Source organism: Halorubrum kocurii JCM 14978, from assembly GCF_000337355.1.
Classification (GTDB): domain Archaea; phylum Halobacteriota; class Halobacteria; order Halobacteriales; family Haloferacaceae; genus Halorubrum; species Halorubrum kocurii.
Window position 1 is genome coordinate 1 of the sequence record NZ_AOJH01000061.1, and the last position, 15,775, is coordinate 15,775.

At 69.2% G+C, this 15,775-nt stretch carries 14 protein-coding genes and 1 tRNA gene; 7 read left to right on the plus strand and 8 right to left on the minus strand.

The genetic code is table 11. The annotated features are described in order from the left end of the window. Positions 1 to 185 precede the first annotated feature (185 nt). A tRNA-Cys gene (locus tag C468_RS09200) sits at positions 186 to 261 on the plus strand. 50 nt (positions 262 to 311) lie between these two features. On the opposite strand, the gene C468_RS09205 is transcribed toward C468_RS09200, so the two are convergent. Next, entirely contained in the window at positions 312 to 1,115 is an 804-nt protein-coding gene (locus C468_RS09205; RefSeq protein WP_008848612.1) for a DUF7839 domain-containing protein, read from the minus strand. Between the two features lie 301 nt (positions 1,116 to 1,416). On the opposite strand from C468_RS09205, the gene C468_RS09210 reads away from it, so the two are divergent. Further along, positions 1,417 to 2,223 (plus strand): hypothetical protein, encoded by an 807-nt coding sequence (locus C468_RS09210; RefSeq protein WP_008848613.1) that lies wholly within the window; start codon positions 1,417 to 1,419, stop codon positions 2,221 to 2,223. 132 nt (positions 2,224 to 2,355) lie between these two features. Further along, a complete protein-coding gene (locus C468_RS09215; protein ID WP_008848614.1) occupies positions 2,356 to 2,565 on the plus strand; it encodes a hypothetical protein in 210 nt (69 codons plus the stop codon). A 43-nt stretch (positions 2,566 to 2,608) separates the two neighbouring features. Here C468_RS09215 and C468_RS18590 read toward each other — a convergent pair whose 3' ends face one another. Beyond that, positions 2,609 to 2,755, minus strand: coding sequence for a hypothetical protein (locus tag C468_RS18590; protein WP_008848615.1), 147 nt, complete (start codon positions 2,753 to 2,755; stop codon positions 2,609 to 2,611). Between the two features lie 173 nt (positions 2,756 to 2,928). On the opposite strand from C468_RS18590, the gene C468_RS09220 reads away from it, so the two are divergent. Beyond that, positions 2,929 to 3,543: a VOC family protein gene (locus tag C468_RS09220; protein ID WP_008848616.1), complete on the plus strand. Its 615-nt coding sequence runs from the start codon at positions 2,929 to 2,931 to the stop codon at positions 3,541 to 3,543. Next, the gene (locus C468_RS09225) at positions 3,540 to 4,289 is read left to right on the plus strand and encodes an alpha/beta hydrolase (RefSeq protein WP_008848617.1); all 750 of its coding nucleotides are present in this window, start codon (positions 3,540 to 3,542) and stop codon (positions 4,287 to 4,289) included. Before C468_RS09220 ends, C468_RS09225 begins: the two co-directional genes overlap by 4 nt. 45 nt (positions 4,290 to 4,334) lie before the next feature. Here C468_RS09225 and C468_RS09230 read toward each other — a convergent pair whose 3' ends face one another. The 4 genes from C468_RS09230 to C468_RS09245 are packed head-to-tail and all read right to left on the minus strand — an operon-like array spanning position 4,335 to position 12,262. After that, positions 4,335 to 6,398, minus strand: coding sequence for a SpoVR family protein (locus C468_RS09230; protein WP_008848618.1), 2,064 nt, complete (start codon positions 6,396 to 6,398; stop codon positions 4,335 to 4,337). Beyond that, positions 6,395 to 7,780: a DUF444 family protein gene (locus C468_RS09235; RefSeq protein ID WP_008848619.1), complete on the minus strand. Its 1,386-nt coding sequence runs from the start codon at positions 7,778 to 7,780 to the stop codon at positions 6,395 to 6,397. Before C468_RS09235 ends, C468_RS09230 begins: the two co-directional genes overlap by 4 nt. After that, positions 7,771 to 10,185, minus strand: coding sequence for a PrkA family serine protein kinase (locus tag C468_RS09240; RefSeq protein ID WP_008848620.1), 2,415 nt, complete (start codon positions 10,183 to 10,185; stop codon positions 7,771 to 7,773). The genes C468_RS09235 and C468_RS09240 overlap by 10 nt, the downstream gene beginning before the upstream one ends. Before the next feature lies 1 nt (position 10,186). Next, complete coding sequence (locus C468_RS09245; RefSeq protein WP_008848621.1) at positions 10,187 to 12,262, minus strand: PrkA family serine protein kinase; 2,076 nt, start codon at positions 12,260 to 12,262, stop codon at positions 10,187 to 10,189. A gap of 433 nt (positions 12,263 to 12,695) precedes the next feature. Between C468_RS09245 and C468_RS09250 the strand changes: the two genes are divergently transcribed. Next, positions 12,696 to 13,379 carry a DUF1028 domain-containing protein gene (locus tag C468_RS09250; protein ID WP_008848622.1) on the plus strand — a complete coding sequence of 228 codons (684 nt, stop codon included), beginning with the start codon at positions 12,696 to 12,698 and terminating at the stop codon, positions 13,377 to 13,379. A 32-nt stretch (positions 13,380 to 13,411) separates the two neighbouring features. Here the strand turns inward: C468_RS09250 and C468_RS09255 are convergent, their stop codons facing one another. Next, positions 13,412 to 14,260, minus strand: coding sequence for an endonuclease/exonuclease/phosphatase family protein (locus C468_RS09255; protein ID WP_008848623.1), 849 nt, complete (start codon positions 14,258 to 14,260; stop codon positions 13,412 to 13,414). 185 nt (positions 14,261 to 14,445) lie between these two features. Next, positions 14,446 to 14,928, minus strand: coding sequence for an RNA-binding protein (locus C468_RS09260; protein ID WP_008848624.1), 483 nt, complete (start codon positions 14,926 to 14,928; stop codon positions 14,446 to 14,448). A 146-nt stretch (positions 14,929 to 15,074) separates the two neighbouring features. Between C468_RS09260 and C468_RS09265 the strand changes: the two genes are divergently transcribed. Further along, complete coding sequence (locus C468_RS09265; protein ID WP_008848625.1) at positions 15,075 to 15,677, plus strand: 2Fe-2S iron-sulfur cluster-binding protein; 603 nt, start codon at positions 15,075 to 15,077, stop codon at positions 15,675 to 15,677. The last annotated feature ends 98 nt before the right edge of the window (positions 15,678 to 15,775 follow it).

Below are 15,775 nucleotides of genomic sequence, written 5' to 3' on the forward strand. Positions count from 1 at the left end.
GTACTGGAGTGAGCGATCCTCTGGGAACCGCGGTTCGCCGCCTGCCCATTCATACGGGAGCATACTCCCACACACAGCCCACGGACGCGATATCCGTGGGCTGTGTTCATGTATCGCGAGCGGAAGTGCCGGGAGGCACGCGCGACCGCTAGGCTTAAACGCTCGACTGCGGTACGTCCGATAGCGCCAAGGTGGCAGAGTCTGGTCAGACGCAGCGGCCTGCAGAGCCGCCCAACGCCGGTTCAAATCCGGCCCTTGGCTTTTCTACTCTTTCGAGAGCGGCGCCTTCGCCGAGGCGGTCGCTTTGCGAATCAGAAGTCGCCCGCGTCGAGCACTTCGTGCGGGATGTTCTCGTCGCGAAGCCGCGCGGTGTGTTTGGGAAGTTGGTCGGCTGTAACGACCAAGAACACGTCCAACCCGCGCACTGCGGCCTCGGCGACGGCGTCGACCGTGCCGAACCTGATGTCCGGACGCGCGTCCGCTCCCGTCGCGAGCGCGTACGCTTCCGTTCCAGCGACGGCGAGGAGGCTCTCGGACGGACGGGTTGTGCTAAGCACGTCGGGATCTACCGACGCCGTGTCTGTGACGGCCGGGACGGGGAGCACTGTGACGTATCCGGTCTCGTAGTCGACCACGCCTTCGAAGTCGGCGACACCGACGGCTTCGCCCGCCGTAGCGGCGGTGACGGTGACCGCTGTCGCCGTTCCGCCTGCGGGATTCGCATGGAGGACGCCGTTACGCATGACGAGTCCGACGTCGCTTCCTTCGTCGACATCGGTCATCGCGATCGCGGCGTCGACGTCGACGCTGCCGAGCACGTCGGAACTGACCCGGTCGAGGTACGCCTCGAGGCTATCGGTTCGAGAGATCAGCCAGTCGACGCCCTCTTTCGTCACCGCGTACCGTCCCCGGCCCTCCTTCTCGACGTAGTCGTGTTCAACGAGATCCCTGACGTAATCGCTGACGGCCTGCGACGTCACGCCTATCGCATCGGCGATCTCCGTCTGGCTCACTGCGGGCTGTCGAGCGGCGATCTCCACGAGGACTTGATACCGCGTCGCGTCGCGCTTGCTGTCGAGGACCTCTGGTGGTGCCGCCCTGTCGGGATCCGTCATTGCCCGTGTTCTGCGGCGCGCAATTAAAGTACTGTTGCAGAGACCGACCGTCACTGCGGGGGTTCCGTCTATCCGACGACCCCGGTGAAACTCCTGTTTCCTCGGAGCAGGTCGATCGTCCGCGATGCGTCTCTACTTGCGTATCTCGCGGAGACCACGGCGTCGGTCGACCGAACGCTCGCCCGCCGTGTTTGGAGGTCCCGCGCCGAGGCGTTCGCCGATTCGGTTCGGGGTTCGAGAGAACGGCTTAGTAACCGTTATACACCGGGTGACCCATGCTGGAACTATGCAACGACGCGCTGTGGCCGTGTACGCCGCGCTCTTCCTTCTCGTTGCGGGCGTGGCTGGTGTGCTCACCGCGACGGCTGAGAGCCCGGAAATAGCACTCGAGAACCCAGACTTCGAGGTCTCAGAAGGTGACCCGGTCGAGGTCGACGGTGAGACGTACACCGTCGCCGGGATTTCGGAGGGGGACTCGGCGCCGATCGGGACGCTCGAACAGGAGGAGACGACGGAGCTCTCGGAGGCCTGGGCGAACGAGTCGACGGTCACGATCGATGACCGCGAGTGGACCGTTGAGATCACCGGCGACGATCCGTCCGAGTTCACGCTCGTTGAGGTGCTCGACCGGCAGGCGATCCTCGAGTCGGACGACGCCGCGGACAACGAGACCGTCGAGCGCGACGACGGCGAGTACGTCGCGGTCACCGAAGACGGTGAGACGACTCTCGTCCCGGCGGACGAGTACTTCCCGGCCCCCGAAGAGCGCTCCTTCGCCACGGGCGACACCGTGGAGTATGACGGGAAGACCGTGACCGTCGACGAGGTCACCGCTGATCAGGCCGTGGTCGTCTGGGAGGGAACGCAGACGAACACGATCGAGGTCGAACAGGACGCCACGGTCACGATCGGCGAGACGGAGTTCATCGCGCACTTCCCCGACGCGTCCACCATGACGCTGTCGACCGACGTCGAGGGATACGAGGCGCAGGTCGCCCAGATCGACCGGTTTGAGCAGTACAACTCCGGGCTGACGCGCGTGGTCGTCCTCGCGCTGTTCTCGGTCGTCCTCCTGCTCTCGGCGGCGTTCATCCCCTCGCGGTACTAACCCCGGTTTCAGTCGGTTCTCGCGGTTCGCGGTTTTCGTTCGACTCCCGCCTCTGTTTCGAGGCGTCATCGCGCACCCGCTGTGTGCGCGAGTGACCGATAAGCTATATCTGTCGGGCTCGTTATGGGGCACATGACCGATACCACGGAGAAAATCCGCCAGCTCGCCCCTCACTGGGGCGTCATGTTCGTCGTGATGTTCGTCGTGTTAGCGCTCGTCGAGAGTGTCGTCGGGCGGCTCTCGCTCCTCCCATCGCTGCTTCTCGTGTTCGTCGTCGCGTTCGGCTATCCGGTCGTCGTCCGAGCCCTCGGTGTCGCACCCCCGGTCTGGCAGCGGTCTTAGTCTCTCGGCCCGACGGGTTTCGGTCCGGTTTGGTCGCCTGCGGTCACTCCTCCGTTGAGTCCCGGAACGGAGCCGTGAGTCGTCGGCCGTAGGTGATCGAAGCGGCGCCGAGAGCGAACGAGAGGACCGCGGCGATCGCGATCCACAGGGTGTTCGGGTGTTCGAGGCCGGAGTGTAGCAGTATATCCATGCGTTTCGGTTCGCGCTGGGCGAATTAAGAGGTTCGTTTCGGCGTCGACGACGCTCCGGGTGCGTGGTCCGCGCTGCGGTCGGCTCCCCGGCGCTCGACCGGATAACATCGATGTCAGCCGGTGGCTCGGTGATCCCTTTCGAGTTTATACGTATCGCCTGCCTATCTGACGTATGAGCAACGATATTCAGGCTCCGGTCACGCCCGAGCGTCCGGACGCGCCGTTTCACACCACTGGTACCGACCACATCACCGTCTGGGGCAGCAACGAGGCCGACACGATCGCGTTCTACCGCGATCTGCTCGGCATGCCTCTCGTGTTGCGTCAGCCCAACCTCGACGACCCCTCGCAGACACACCTGTTTTTCGACACCGGCGACGGCCGAATCCTGACGTTCTTCGTGAGCGACGACCGGCCGTCTGCGCGCGGTCAGCGCGCCGGAACCGGCGCCGTTCACCACCTCTGTTTCAGCGTCGACCCCGACGAATACGAGGACATCATGGCGGCCCTAGAGGAGGCAGGGAAGGGGTACAACGTGTTCGACCGGGGGATCTTCCACTCGATCTACACGCAGGACAACAACGGACTCGTCATCGAGCTCTCGTCGGACAAGTACGAGATTCCGGACGATCGCAAGGGCGAGGTGCTCGCCACCGCCCAGCGCCTCCGTGAAGAAGACGGCGCCGACTTCGCGCAGGACCGCCACATGGAGGCCGCCTTGGAGGAGCTCGGCCTCCCGGTGAACAAGTACGACCTGCCCGACGCCGACGCCGGCGTCGGCGTATGAGTCGCGGATCGCCGCACGTCAACGACGATCCGCACGCCGGCGAGCCGCTGGTGACGGCCGGTGCTCCGATCGAGTCGGCGGACGCCGCCGTCGTCCTCGTGCACGGCCGCGGCGCGACGGCGCGCAGCATCGTCGAGTTCGGGGAAGAGATCGCGGGTGACAGCGACACCGCGCTCTCGCCGGCGGCGGAGCCGCCGGCTGTAAAGGGGACCTCTAGTCTCTCACTACTCGCGCCGCAGGCGGCGGCGAACACGTGGTATCCGAACTCCTTCCTCGCGCCGGTCGCGGACAACGAGCCCGGTCGGAGCTCCGGGCTGCGTACCGTCGGCCGCGCCGTCCAGACCGCGGCGGACGCGGGGATCCCGCCCGAACGCGTCCTCCTCGGCGGCTTTTCGCAGGGCGCCTGTCTCGCGAGCGAGTACGTCGCGCGGACCCCGAGACGCTACGGCGGGCTCGCGGTCCTGAGCGGCGGGCTCATCGGTGAGTCCGTCGCCGTCGCCGACTATGTTTCGGACGCGGCCGACGAGGTCGACGGAGACGCCGCCGACGCGCTCGGGGGAACGCCGGCGTTCCTCGGGTGTAGCGACGCCGACCCCCACATCCCCGAGGAGCGGGTCCACGAGACGGCGGCGGTACTCGAAGCGCTCGGCGGCGACGTCGACGCCCGGATCTACGAGGGGATGGGTCACGGGATCAACGCGGAGGAGACCGACGCCGTTGCCGCGCTGGTCGCGGAGCTGACGTAGGGGCGCGGCAATTCGCGACCGGTCGCGCCGTTTTCGGCTCGCTCGTCACGCCAGCCAGTCGTCCGGCTTCGTGTCGTAGTCGACCTCGTCGGCCGCGATCCGCTCGCGGATCTCCGGGTCGAGGTCGTGTTCCGTCACCTCGCCGCCGTCGTACTGGAAGCGCACGCCGACCTCCTCGCCCTCCGGCTCGGTGCCTCGCCGCTTGGCGCGGCGGATCGCCTCGTCGGAGTACTCGACGCGGATCGTCGCGATGTTCACGGGTCGCCCCCACAGCTCGAAGACGCGCTTCAGCGTCTCCGTCGCCGACTCCTCGTCGAGCGCCACCCCGTTGTACCGGTGGCCCAAGAGGAGCTCGCCCCGATTCCGGAAGTTCCCGTCGAGGACGACGACGGTCGGCTTCCCGAAGTTCGTGAAGCGCAACAGGAGCTTCTTCCGCACGTCGTCGGCGTCGACGCTGGCGACGTGATGTTGGTCGGTCGCCCGGCTGTACTCGTAGGTGAAGTAGTTCCCCTCGCGGACGAACTCGTCGGTGAGGAACGCGTCGATGAACGTCACGTCGTTGTGGCTCTCGCGGATCTCGAGCATCCGGTCCCAGCCGGCCGCGCGATCCACGTCGGCGAGCGCCTCGTCGACGGTCGCGTACCGGTCGACGTCGAACATGTACCGCGCTCGCTCGGCCAGCGTCTCCCGCGAGACGTTCCGGAGGGCGTTCCGGTGCTCCGGCCGCGAGAGGACGTAGTGGCGCTCCGCGAGTCCCTCGCGCGTGAGCAGCTTCCACGGGTACCGCCCGATGTCCGGATCCGGGGCGGGATCGCCCGCTTCGTCGTCCCCTCGCGCCGACAGCGCCCGGTCGACCGCCTCGGCGTCGACGCGCGAGTCCCCGTCGGCCGCGAGGTCGGCCAGGTCGGCGAGCGTCGCCGGCCCCGCCCCGGCGATCGCGGGATGCGGGTCCAGCGCGTCGGCGACCTCGTCGAGGTCCACCTGCGCGTGGAAGTTCTCGGGGGTCACTCCCTCGACGCGGAGCAGCTTGTCGATCACGTCGCGCCGGGCGGCCAGCAGCTCAACGTGGGTCCACAGCTCGAACCCGAGCTTGTAGGGGTTGAGCCCAGGCGACCCGAGCACGCGGGACATGTGGTCCGCGTACGTGAGGAACTCGTCGGGGCCGGCGAACCCCTCGCCGCCCATCATGACGGACTCCCAGTACGTCGCCCACCCCTCGTTCATCACCTTCGTCTGTTTCTGGCCCGCGAAGTAGTAGGCCTCCTCGCGGAGCGCGTCGATGACAGTCGTCTCCCACGGCTCGCGGTCGACGGCCTTCCCGCTGTCGGGGTCGTACCGCTTCCCGTGGTCGCGGAGGAACGCGAGCACGTCCGGGCGCGGCTCCTCTGGCTCGACGCCCTCGCCTCTGGCTTCGAGCCACTCGTCGTCGAACACGTCGCGGCGCACCTCTTCGGAGAGGTCAAGCTCCGCGATTCGGTCTTCGATCGCCGCGAGCGCGTCGTCGCCCGAGTCGTTCACGTCCTCGGCGACCCCGGGTTCGTCGACCGATCGGGCCGCGTCGACCGGGCTGTGCTGGTCGATCGCGTCCTCCAGCGCGCTCACGGCGTCGATCAGGCGCTCGACCTCGTCGCGGTCGACCGCCGGTCGGTCGGCGATCGCCGTGATCCGGTCGGCGTTGCGCTCCAGCCGCGCCGCGGCGTTCGGTCCGTCTTCGCCGCGGTCGGCGTACAGCCCGAACCACCGGTTGTTCGCGAAGAAGTCCGCGTGCGCCTCGACGTGGGTGATCACCGCCTTCTGGTCGGCCGCCGAGTTCGACTCCTGGAGGAACGCGTGACTCGGGTCGTCGTTGTTGACGATCTCGAACGCCTTCCCGAGGCCGTGGCGGTCCAACTTCGACTGCCGCTCGTAGTTCATCCCCCACCGCCAGTGGGGGTACCGCCGCTGGAAGCCGCCGTACGCGATCAGCTCGTTCATCTCGTCGTGGTCGACGACCCAGTACCGCACCGGGTACGGCGCTAACCCGAGCCGTTCGGCGAGTTCGCGGGCTTCCGCGGCGGGCTCGTCGAGCGACTCCGCCTCGCGTTTCGCCTCGACGCGCTCGTCTCTCACCGTCGATCACCCCCGTCGGTCCGTCCCTTCGCCGCCTCACCGGCGGGCGCGTTTCCGTCGCCTTCCGCCTCGGTGCTGAGGATCTCGTAGATGGCGTCGGTGACGTCGTCGGGGTCAGCCACCCGCGCGACGGCGACGTCGTCGGCGTCGCCGAAGGCGGTTTCCACCTCGTCGGCGTGGCGCGCGTTCGGCGCGGCGCCGCCCGGCTGGGTCTCCACGTACGCGTGGAGGTTGGCGTCGATCGACTCCATCAGCGGGATCACCGACTCGGTCGTGTCGCTGCCGGCGTTCTCGGAGTCGCCGGCGGCGAACACGTAGCGGTTCCACTCGCTGTACGGGTACTCCTCGAGGATCTCCGCGACCAGCTCGTACGCGCTGGAGATGCGGGTTCCCCCGCCCGACTGGATCCCGAAGAACTCCTCGCGGTCGACCTCCCACGCCTCCGCGTCGTGGACGACGTAGCGGAACTCTGCGGCGTCGTACTTCCCGGTCAGGTACCAGTCCATCGGGGTGAACACCCGCTCGACCAGCTCGCGTTTCGTCTCGCGCATCGAGCCGGACGCGTCCCGGACGTTCACCACGACGACGTTGCGCTCGCGCTTCTCGACCACTTCCGGGTGGCGGAACCGCTCGTCCTCCCGCCGGAAGGGGACGCTATCGAGCCCCTCCCGCCGGATCCGGTGGGTCGCGGGCTCGCGGTCGATCTCCTCGTCGAGCGCGTCGAAGCTCTCCCATCGGTCGAGCGACGCCACGGGCTCGCCGCGCTCCTCGGAGAGGGTCGCCGCGGCGTCGGCGATCCACGCCCGGGAGACGGGGACCCCTTGGTCGCGGGCCCACGCGAACACGTCGTCGACGTCCGCGTCGGCGACGAACAGCCCCTCGCGGACGTACGCCTCGTCGAAGTCGGTCGCGAGGTGGCGCTTCAGCCCGCGTTTGAAGAACTCGTCGACGTCGAGCGTTCCCCGGGGGCCGGCGCGGGCGGTGTCGGTGAAGTCGCCCTCCACCTCCTCGACCACGCGTTTCCCCTTCGGTTCCAGGTCGAGCCCCAGCTCCTCGTCGAGTTCGCGCGCGAACTCCGCCGGGTCCATCTCGTAGTACTCGTGTTCGCCGCCCTCCTCGCCCGGGTCGCCCTCCTCGTCGCCGTCGCCGGGCTGGGGGTCGACCGGCTGGCCGGGCTGCGGCTGGCCGCCCTGTCCCTGTCCGACGCCGCCGGCCTCCCGCTGATCGTACTCGAACTGGGGGAGGTCGACGATCTTCACCGGGATCCGGACCCGGTCGGGGTCGGAGCCGCCCAGGTCGCCGTGGCTGATGAACTCTGAGAGGTCTTCGCGGCGCTCCTCGCCCACCTCGCGGAACCGCTCGCGGTCTTCGGTCAGTCCCACGTCTGTCCACCCCCGTTCCGGCCGCCGCGGTCGTCGTCCGGGCGGTCCGAACCGTCGCCGTCGGCGGTCAGGCCCGCCCACTCGTCGCGGACGCTCCGCATCACGGCTCGGCTCGTCAGCTCGGCGGACGCGGGGCTGTACCCCTGTTCGACGAGCCGGTCTATCGTCGCCGCCTTCGCGCGCTCCGTCTCGGTGTCGGCGGGCGGGTCGGCCCACTCGGCCGGGTCCAGATCCGGGAACCGCCGTTTCACGTCGGCGAGGTCGTTCGACTCCAACACCGCCTTCAGTTCCGGGATCTCCCCGAGGTCGACGTCGTCGACGCTGAACGCGTCGCCGCGGTTCCGCCACGCGTACCGGGTGAGCGCGCGGATCACGCGGTCGCGGCGGAACGCCGCGACCGACTCGCTGGGGTCGGTCCCGCGGTAGTCGCTCTCGTCGAACCGGCCGAGCGTCTCCGTCTCGAACACCTTCATCGCGAGCGCGTCCGGTTCCTCCGGGCCGCGCTCGGTCTCGACGGGCTCGTCGGCGTCCCACGCGTACACGTGTTCGACGTACTCGGCCACCGTCGCCTCCGGGACGGTCTCAGCCGCGAGGATCGCGTCGACCACGTCGGCCCGCTGACGCTCGCGCACGCGTTCGGCGACGGGCGCCTTCCGGCTCTCGAACTCGGCGGTCTCTGCCCGCGAGAACACCGGCGCGGCGGAGAGCCCCTCGGCCATCGCGTCGAGCACGTCCGTCGGCGTGACCACCCGCTCGACCGGCAGTTCCGGGTGGCTGCGGTCGGCGTCCGACCCGAGCAGCTCCGCGACGACGTCGCGGGTGTAGGTGACGGGAACGCCGTTCCGGCCGTCGCCGTCGCCGAACTCGACCTCGTCGACGGTGATCCGCTCGCCCTCGCTGCTCTGGTCGCGCCGTATCTCGCCGGTCTCGTACAGCTCCGCCTTCTCGACGAGGTCCAACCTCGCCGGGAGGTCGTCGGTGTCGAGCCGCGTGACGACCGCGTACAGCGCGGCCGCCCCGACCGCGTGGGGGGCGAGCTCGCGCTCCGTGACTCCCCCGTCGCCGTCGCGGACGCCGACGGTGAGCGCGGCGGCGCCGGGCTCGCTCGCCGGATCCCGAAGGGGGTCGTCGTCGCTCTCGATCCCGTCGACCGTCGGTACGCCTCGGGGGCCGCCGACCTCGCGGCGCAGGAGCTCCGCCTCCAGCCGCCGGTTCGTGAGGTAGCGGAACTCGTGGCGGGTGAGGCGGCGCTTCAGCGCCTTCAGCGGGTCCGCCCCCTCGCGCTCGGCGTGGCGGTCGAGCTCGGCGTCGAGGTCGGGGTTCGAGATGACGATGAGCTGGGTGTCCAGATCCATCCCGATCCCCTTGTCGAGCTTCACGCGCCGCTCGTCGGGGACGTTGAGGAGCCGGCGGAGGAGGTCGGCGTGCTGGCTGGCGTCCTCGACAATGGTCGCGACCCCGTTCCCCTGCGAGAGCACGCCGTCGTAGCTGAACGCCTGCGGGTTCTTCCGCCCGCGCGAGTCGAGCTCGCGGAGCATCCCGCCCATCCACGAGCCGACGAGCCGCTCTTTCGGGCTCCCGTCGTCCTCGGCGTGGAGCACGCCGATCCCCTCGCCGACGTCGACGACGTAGCTCGTCACGCGGAGGTGGTCGCGGTCGGTGATCGCCGAGAACAGGTCTCGGCGCCCCTCGTCGCGGTACACCGATTCGAGGTGGTTGTACGCCTCGCGGCTGAACGGGTCGAGGTCGACGTCGGCCGCGATGGGGTAGGCCTCGTCGTCGACGGCGTCGGCGATCGACTCCCGGACCGGCTCCGGGAACACCGAGAGGGGATGGGTCTGGACGGGGCTCCGGTACCAGGCCCCGGCGTCACCGCCGTCGCCGTACGAGAGCGACGCGGCGCCCGCGCCGCCCCCGCTCCCGACGCCGGCTCCCGCCCCGGTGACGTTCCACTCGACGGTGTACCGCCGCCCGGCGTCGGTCTTCGAGAACTCCCGGAGGCCGTTCACCAGACACCGCTTGAACTCCGACTTCCCGGTCGCCGTGGGGCCGTCGATCCAGACGATCGTCTCGTCGTTGCCGCGCCCCGCGGCCGCGGTGCGGATGTCGTCGACGAACGCGTTGAGCGCCGCGGTGTTGCCCAACACGGCGTGTTCCCCGTCGTTGAACGGGTCGTCGAAGAACCGGTACCGCTCCACCCGATCGCCGCGCTCGCGGACCTCGCGGGTCCCCTGCGACTCGACGGCCGCGAGGAGGTACCGCGCGCCGGAGGCGGCCGCGGTCGGGTCGGCCAACACCCGGTCGACGTACTCGTCGAGGCTCATCGGCGGGTCGTACGCCCCGCGGAGGGTCTCGTCCGCGTCGCGGACGAACGCGTCCCCGTCCGGCGTGTCGCGTTCGGTCATCTCAGTCCCCGCCGTCTTCGATCTCGGAGCGGGCGACGGCGGCGCCCGCGTACTCCAGCACTTCCGCGGCGCCGTCCTCCGAGTAGCCGCGGTCGACCAAGGCGTCGACCCACGCGCTGCGCTCCTCGTCGTCGAGGTCGGTCGCGGAGACCAGCGCCGAGAAGTTGATGTTGTGCTTCTTGTCCTCCCACAGCTTGCGCTCCAGGGCCCGCCGGAGTCGGTCGTTCTCCCGCGGGTCGAACCCCCGCCCTTCGCGGGCGCGCCGGGAGACCCAGTTCGACACCTCCTGCCGGAAGTCGTCCTTGCGGTCGGAGGGCACGTCGAGCTGCTCTTCGACCGCGCGCAGGAATGTCTCGTCCGGCTCGGTCTCCCTTCCGGTCAGCTCGTCGTCGACGGTGGCGTCGTCGATGTACGCCATCACGTGGTCCATGTACTTCTCGCCCTGCCGGCGGAGCTCGTCCACGTCGTACGCCAACGCGTGGCGCACGTCTTCGATGGCGCGCTCGCGGTACTCCTCGCGGACGGTCTCTAAGAGCCGTTCGTAGCGGTCGAGGTCTCCCTCCGCGATCGACCCGTGGCCGCCGAGGTTCGCCTCGAAGTGGTCGAAGACGGACAGCGGCGAGAGGTAGGTGCGGTCGCGGTGGGTGGCGTCCATGATCGCCTCGGCGATCTCGTCGCCGACGAACCGGGCGGAGATGCCGTCCATCCCCTCGCCCACGTCCGCGGACTCGGCGGCGTCCTCGCGGAGCTTCCGGCGGTCGATCTCCTCGTCCTCCAGCTCGCCGTTGTACACCTTCGCCTTGTCGAGGAGGCTCACGGTCTCGTCGGTTGGCGCCTCCAAGCGGGTGAGCACGCCGAAGAGGCCGGCCATCTCCAGCGCGTGCGGCTCGACGTGGACGTTGGGCACGTCGGCGTTGTCGAGCATCTTCTCGTAGATCTTCGCCTCGCTCTCGTACTCCAACACGTAGGGGTAGTCGATCCGCTTGGTGCGGTCGTTGAACGCCTCCATCTTCTCGTCGCCCGTCTTCTCGCGGTACTCCGGCATGTTCGTCCGACCGACGATCACCTGATCGATGTCGATCCGCGGGTTGTTCTTCGGCTTGATCGTCGACTCCTGTGAGGCGTGCAGGAAGTCGTAGAGGAACTCCCGCTGGAGCTTTAACAGCTCCTCGCCGGAGAACAGTCCGCGGTTCGCGTTACAGAACGCGCCGGCGTAGTCGAACGCCCGCGGGTCGGACTCGCCGTAGACGGCGAGCTTCGCGTAGTTGACGTCGCCCGTGAGCTCCGTCTCGTCCTGGTTTTTCTTGTCCTTCGGCTCGAACGTCTCGATGCACTCCCGGCGGTTCTCGTCGGCGACGAGGCGGACGACCTCGACGTGTTCGTCGAGGACCCGCTGCAGGTCGTCGTCGTAGTGGGCGAGCAGCTCGTTCAGGTAGAACTCCGAGGCCGGGTCCGGATGCTGGTCGTTTCGGAGGGTGTAGGGAGCGTCGAGCCGCTCGTTGATCTCGTCGATCACGCCCTCGCGCTGGGGGCGGGGGATGAGCACGAGCGGGTCCTGATTCATCGGCGAGCGCACGGTGTCGTCCCCGGGGTCCTGGTCGTCGATCACCGAGCAGAGGTCGACCCAGCGGAAGGTGTACATCCGGCCGGCCTCCTCGCGGGTGTACTCCTCGAAGTATCGACGGACCAGCCAGTCGAAGTGCGACTTCCCGGAGCCGACGGGGCCGAGCAGGAGCTTGATCCGTTTCTCGGGGCCGAGGCGACGGGCGCCGGACTTCACCTTGTTGACGAACTCGTGGATCGCCTCGTGGACCTCTCGGCCGTAGAAGACGTTCTCGCCGTCGTGGAGGGGGTCGTCCGCGGCGAGCGCGTACTCGACGACCCCGTGCTCCTCGTCGTACCGGGTGCCGTAGTGGTCGAACATGTCCGCGACGCGCTGGTGGGCGTTCCGCGCGATCCGCGGCTCCTCGTACAGCGCGTCGAGGTACCAGTCGAACGAGCGGGGCTGCCGGAGGTCGTCCGGGACGTTCGTCCGGTACTCCTCGCTGAGGCGTTCGAGCGTGTGTCGGTTTGCCATTGTATCTAGTCTCTGGTCGCTCGGACGGGCAGCGATCCGCTGCGAGCGCCCTCGACGCGCGGCGGCGCGGCTCTGCGTGCCTGAGACCGCGGCTCATCGAGCCGCGAACGCTGCCGTCATCGGGTGCGACCCGCGCCGGACCGCTGTTCGCCCGTAACCGAGGCTATATGTATGGGAGGGATTCGCACGCATAAGTGTGTCGCCCGTTGGCATCGTTCATGACGCGGCGATCCCGTTCGGTGCCGGCGGTTACGCCCCCCTTAGCGGCCGTGAACGGACGCTTCTCGAGTTTTCGTCTGTCTCCGCGCCGCTCCGGCCCGTGAGTCGAACTGGCGTCCGCCCGGTCGCATCGCCGCTGCGTTCGCGGCGGTCGAAACCGGAAACGTCGCCCCCGGAGCGTACCCTTTTGCGGTCGCCGCGCCGACCGTCCGGTGTGACGTTCAGCATCTGCGTCCGCGAGCGGTACACGGACGACGACGGCGCCGACCGGATCCGGTACGGCGTGGCGGTGACCACGCGCCTGCCGGGCGTCGGGACGCTGTGTCCGTTCGCGTCGGCGGACGGCGCGGTGGCGACCCAGTCGCTCGTCAACGTCGAACTGGGCCGGAAGGGGATCGAGTATCTGGGCGACGGGCTCGCGGTCGACGACGCTCTCGAGGCCCTTTTAAATGCGGACGATGGGAAGCCGCAGCGCCAGCTTCACGGCGTCGACGCCGACGGGACGTTCGCGTTCTCCGGCGAGGAGTGCAACGACTGGTACGGCCACGTTGTCGGCGAGAACTACACGGTCGCGGGCAACCTCCTGACGGGCGAGGACGTGATCGACGACACCGCCGCCGCCTACGAGTCCGACGCCCACGGCGACGCCCCGCTCGCCGAGCGGCTGATCGACGCGCTCGCGGCGGGTCACGCCGCCGGCGGCGACAAGCGGGAGGACCTGGCGGTCCAGTCCGCGGCGCTGCAGGTGTGCACCACGGCGGACGCGGTCGACGACCCGTACTACAACGACCTCCGCGTCGACGCGACCGAGACGCCGGTCGCCGACCTCCGCGAGACGTACGAGACGGCCAAGCGCGGCTACGAGGCGGTGATGGAGAAGTACGCGGACGAGGAGTAGCGCGCTCCGGGAGCGGCGCGTTCGAGCGTCGCTTACAGCTCCAGTCGCGCGAGGACCGGCAGGTGGTCCGAGGGGTATCGCCCTCGGTCGTCGCGGTCGGTGAGCGTCGCGAACGCGTCCACGTCGACCCCCCGCGAGACGAGCGCGTGGTCGATCCGCCGACCGTCGATCAGCCGCGCGAAGTCGGTGAGGCTCGTCTCCGGGCCGTGCCGGAGGTCGGCGGTCGCGGCCGCGTCGCTGAGCGCGAGCCCGGCGCCGTCCGCCGCGGCGTTCGCGTTCGCCTCCGAGCCGTCGCCGACGAGGATCCGGTGGGGCTCCGACCCCGGCGTGCAGTTGAGGTCGCCGACGAGCACGACCGGGGGCGTCGAGTCGGGACCGCCCGCTGTCCCCGCCGCGTCGCCCGCTATCGCGGGGAGCCGCTCACGGAGCAGCCGTGCCGACTCGCGGCGCGCGTGCGCGCTCACGTGGTCGAAGTGCGTGTTGACGACGAGGAGCGCGGCGTCGTCGCGGGTCCCGCGGACCCGCGCCCACGTCGCGATCCGCGGGTAGTCGGCGTCCCAGCCGGTCGACTGCTCGTCCGGCGTCTCGGAGAGCCAGAAGGTGCCGTCGTCGACGACCTCCCAGCGATCGGCGCGGACCGCAATCGGGCACCCCTCACCCTTGCCGTCGATTCCGCGCCCGCGCCCGACGAACTCGTACTCCGGGAGCCGCTCGCGGAGGTCGCGTCGCTGGTCGGGCAGCGGCTCCTGAAACCCGGCGACGTCCGGGCGATGGAACTGGACGAGCCGCCCGACGGCGTCCCGGCGCTCGTGCCACGCGTCGTGGTGGTCGCCGCGGTTGGCGTAGCGGACGTTGTAGCTCAGCACCCGAATCGCGGTCATTACGCTGGGGGTCACGGGCGAGGCGATTAAAAGGCGCGGAGCGGTCGCGAGTTCGACGGTTGCGGTGTTAACGGGGTCTCGTGTCGACGCTCCAGCCGCTCGGTTATAAGCGATCGTCGCGATCGCTCACGCCGATTATAACTGAACCCCTGATTCCGCCCGCTTAAACCCCTGCTCCCGCCCGCTCACGCCGAGAACTCGTACAGCTCGTCGCCGACGTGGTGGATCGACTCGACGACCTTGCCGCTGTCGCCGACCATGTCGTCGCCGTCGACCAGCGCGCGGCCGACCGCGAGCACCTTCCCGTGCGTCTCCTCGGCGACGACGACGAGGTCGCCCCCGCGGATCTCCGGGTCGGCCTCGACGATGCCGGGGCGCATCACGTCGGCGCCGTCGGAGACGAACGAGATCGCGCCCGCGTCGACCGTGACGACGCCCGTCTCGGGCTCGTAGCCGTTCGCGCCCCGAACGGTGAGGAACGGCTCGTCGTCGTCGACGTAGAAGACGGCCGGGTCGCCGTCGACCAACACGAGCTCGTAGTTCGCGTTCACGAACTCGACGAACTCGAAGGTGTCGCCGTCGATGTCGACGCCGAGGTGGTCGGCGACCGCCTCGCGGATCGTCGTGATGTCGTCGCTCCGGAGGTGGTGCCGCGATTTCACTTCCATGCGCGCCCAGTCGGCCGCTCGGCCGATAAATGGACCGCTCCGCGAGCGCTCGCCCGGGTCCGACGCCTCGACGCCCCGGCGCAGAGCCCTCTCATGCAGTTGGACCGATCAAAACGGCCTTAAACCACCTCTTCATATCCGCTTGTATGCTCACTCCGCTTATCGCGAACGTCGCGAACGCCCCCGCGATCGTCCTCGCGGTGGTTGCGACGCTGCTCGTCGTCCTCATCAGTTCGTTGAAGGGCACGGGTTGGGAGCCCGCGACGGACATCTCTGACGAGGTACTCCAACGGCGCGCCTCGGCCGTGCCCGAGACCGAGTTCCCCGAGCCGGGGAACCGCTCGGTCGGCGGCGGTGGCGGCGGCGGCGCGATCCCCGCCGGCGGCGAGGGCGAGGAGGGCGAGCTGGAGGACGGTGAGGCCGGCGGTTCCGGGCCCGGCGACATCCCGGAAGACGAGGTCGAGTACTTCGAGATCGAGTTCGTGAAGCAGGGCGAGACCGTCGAGCTCTCGAACGACCAGCCGATCTTAGACCAGGGCGAAGACGAGGGGTGGGACCTCCCGTACGCCTGCCGCCAGGGCCAGTGCGTCTCCTGTGCCGGTCGGATCGCCGACGGCCCCTCGGAGGACTTCGTCGAGCACGACAACCAGCAGATGCTCGAGGAGGCCGAGATCGACGACGGCTACACCCTGACCTGCGTCGCGTACCCCCGCGACTCCTTCAGCATCGAGACCGGCGAGGCGCCGTAGGCGTCGCGCTGCCGGCTTTTCGCTCCTCGCTCCCGCTTCACCGCGGATCGCTCGCCCGCTCGCGACACCCTTTTTCACCTCTCGACCGAACGATCGGT

Coding starts and splice junctions, on each gene's coding strand:
- C468_RS09205 (WP_008848612.1), bottom strand. CDS start 1,115: ATGACGGATCCCGACAGGGCGGCACCACCAGAGGTCCTCGACAGCAAG.
- C468_RS09215 (WP_008848614.1), top strand. CDS start 2,356: ATGACCGATACCACGGAGAAAATCCGCCAGCTCGCCCCTCACTGGGGC.
- C468_RS18590 (WP_008848615.1), bottom strand. CDS start 2,755: ATGGATATACTGCTACACTCCGGCCTCGAACACCCGAACACCCTGTGG.
- C468_RS09220 (WP_008848616.1), top strand. CDS start 2,929: ATGAGCAACGATATTCAGGCTCCGGTCACGCCCGAGCGTCCGGACGCG.
- C468_RS09225 (WP_008848617.1), top strand. CDS start 3,540: ATGAGTCGCGGATCGCCGCACGTCAACGACGATCCGCACGCCGGCGAG.
- C468_RS09240 (WP_008848620.1), bottom strand. CDS start 10,185: ATGACCGAACGCGACACGCCGGACGGGGACGCGTTCGTCCGCGACGCG.
- C468_RS09245 (WP_008848621.1), bottom strand. CDS start 12,262: ATGGCAAACCGACACACGCTCGAACGCCTCAGCGAGGAGTACCGGACG.
- C468_RS09255 (WP_008848623.1), bottom strand. CDS start 14,260: ATGACCGCGATTCGGGTGCTGAGCTACAACGTCCGCTACGCCAACCGC.
- C468_RS09260 (WP_008848624.1), bottom strand. CDS start 14,928: ATGGAAGTGAAATCGCGGCACCACCTCCGGAGCGACGACATCACGACG.
- C468_RS09265 (WP_008848625.1), top strand. CDS start 15,075: ATGCTCACTCCGCTTATCGCGAACGTCGCGAACGCCCCCGCGATCGTC.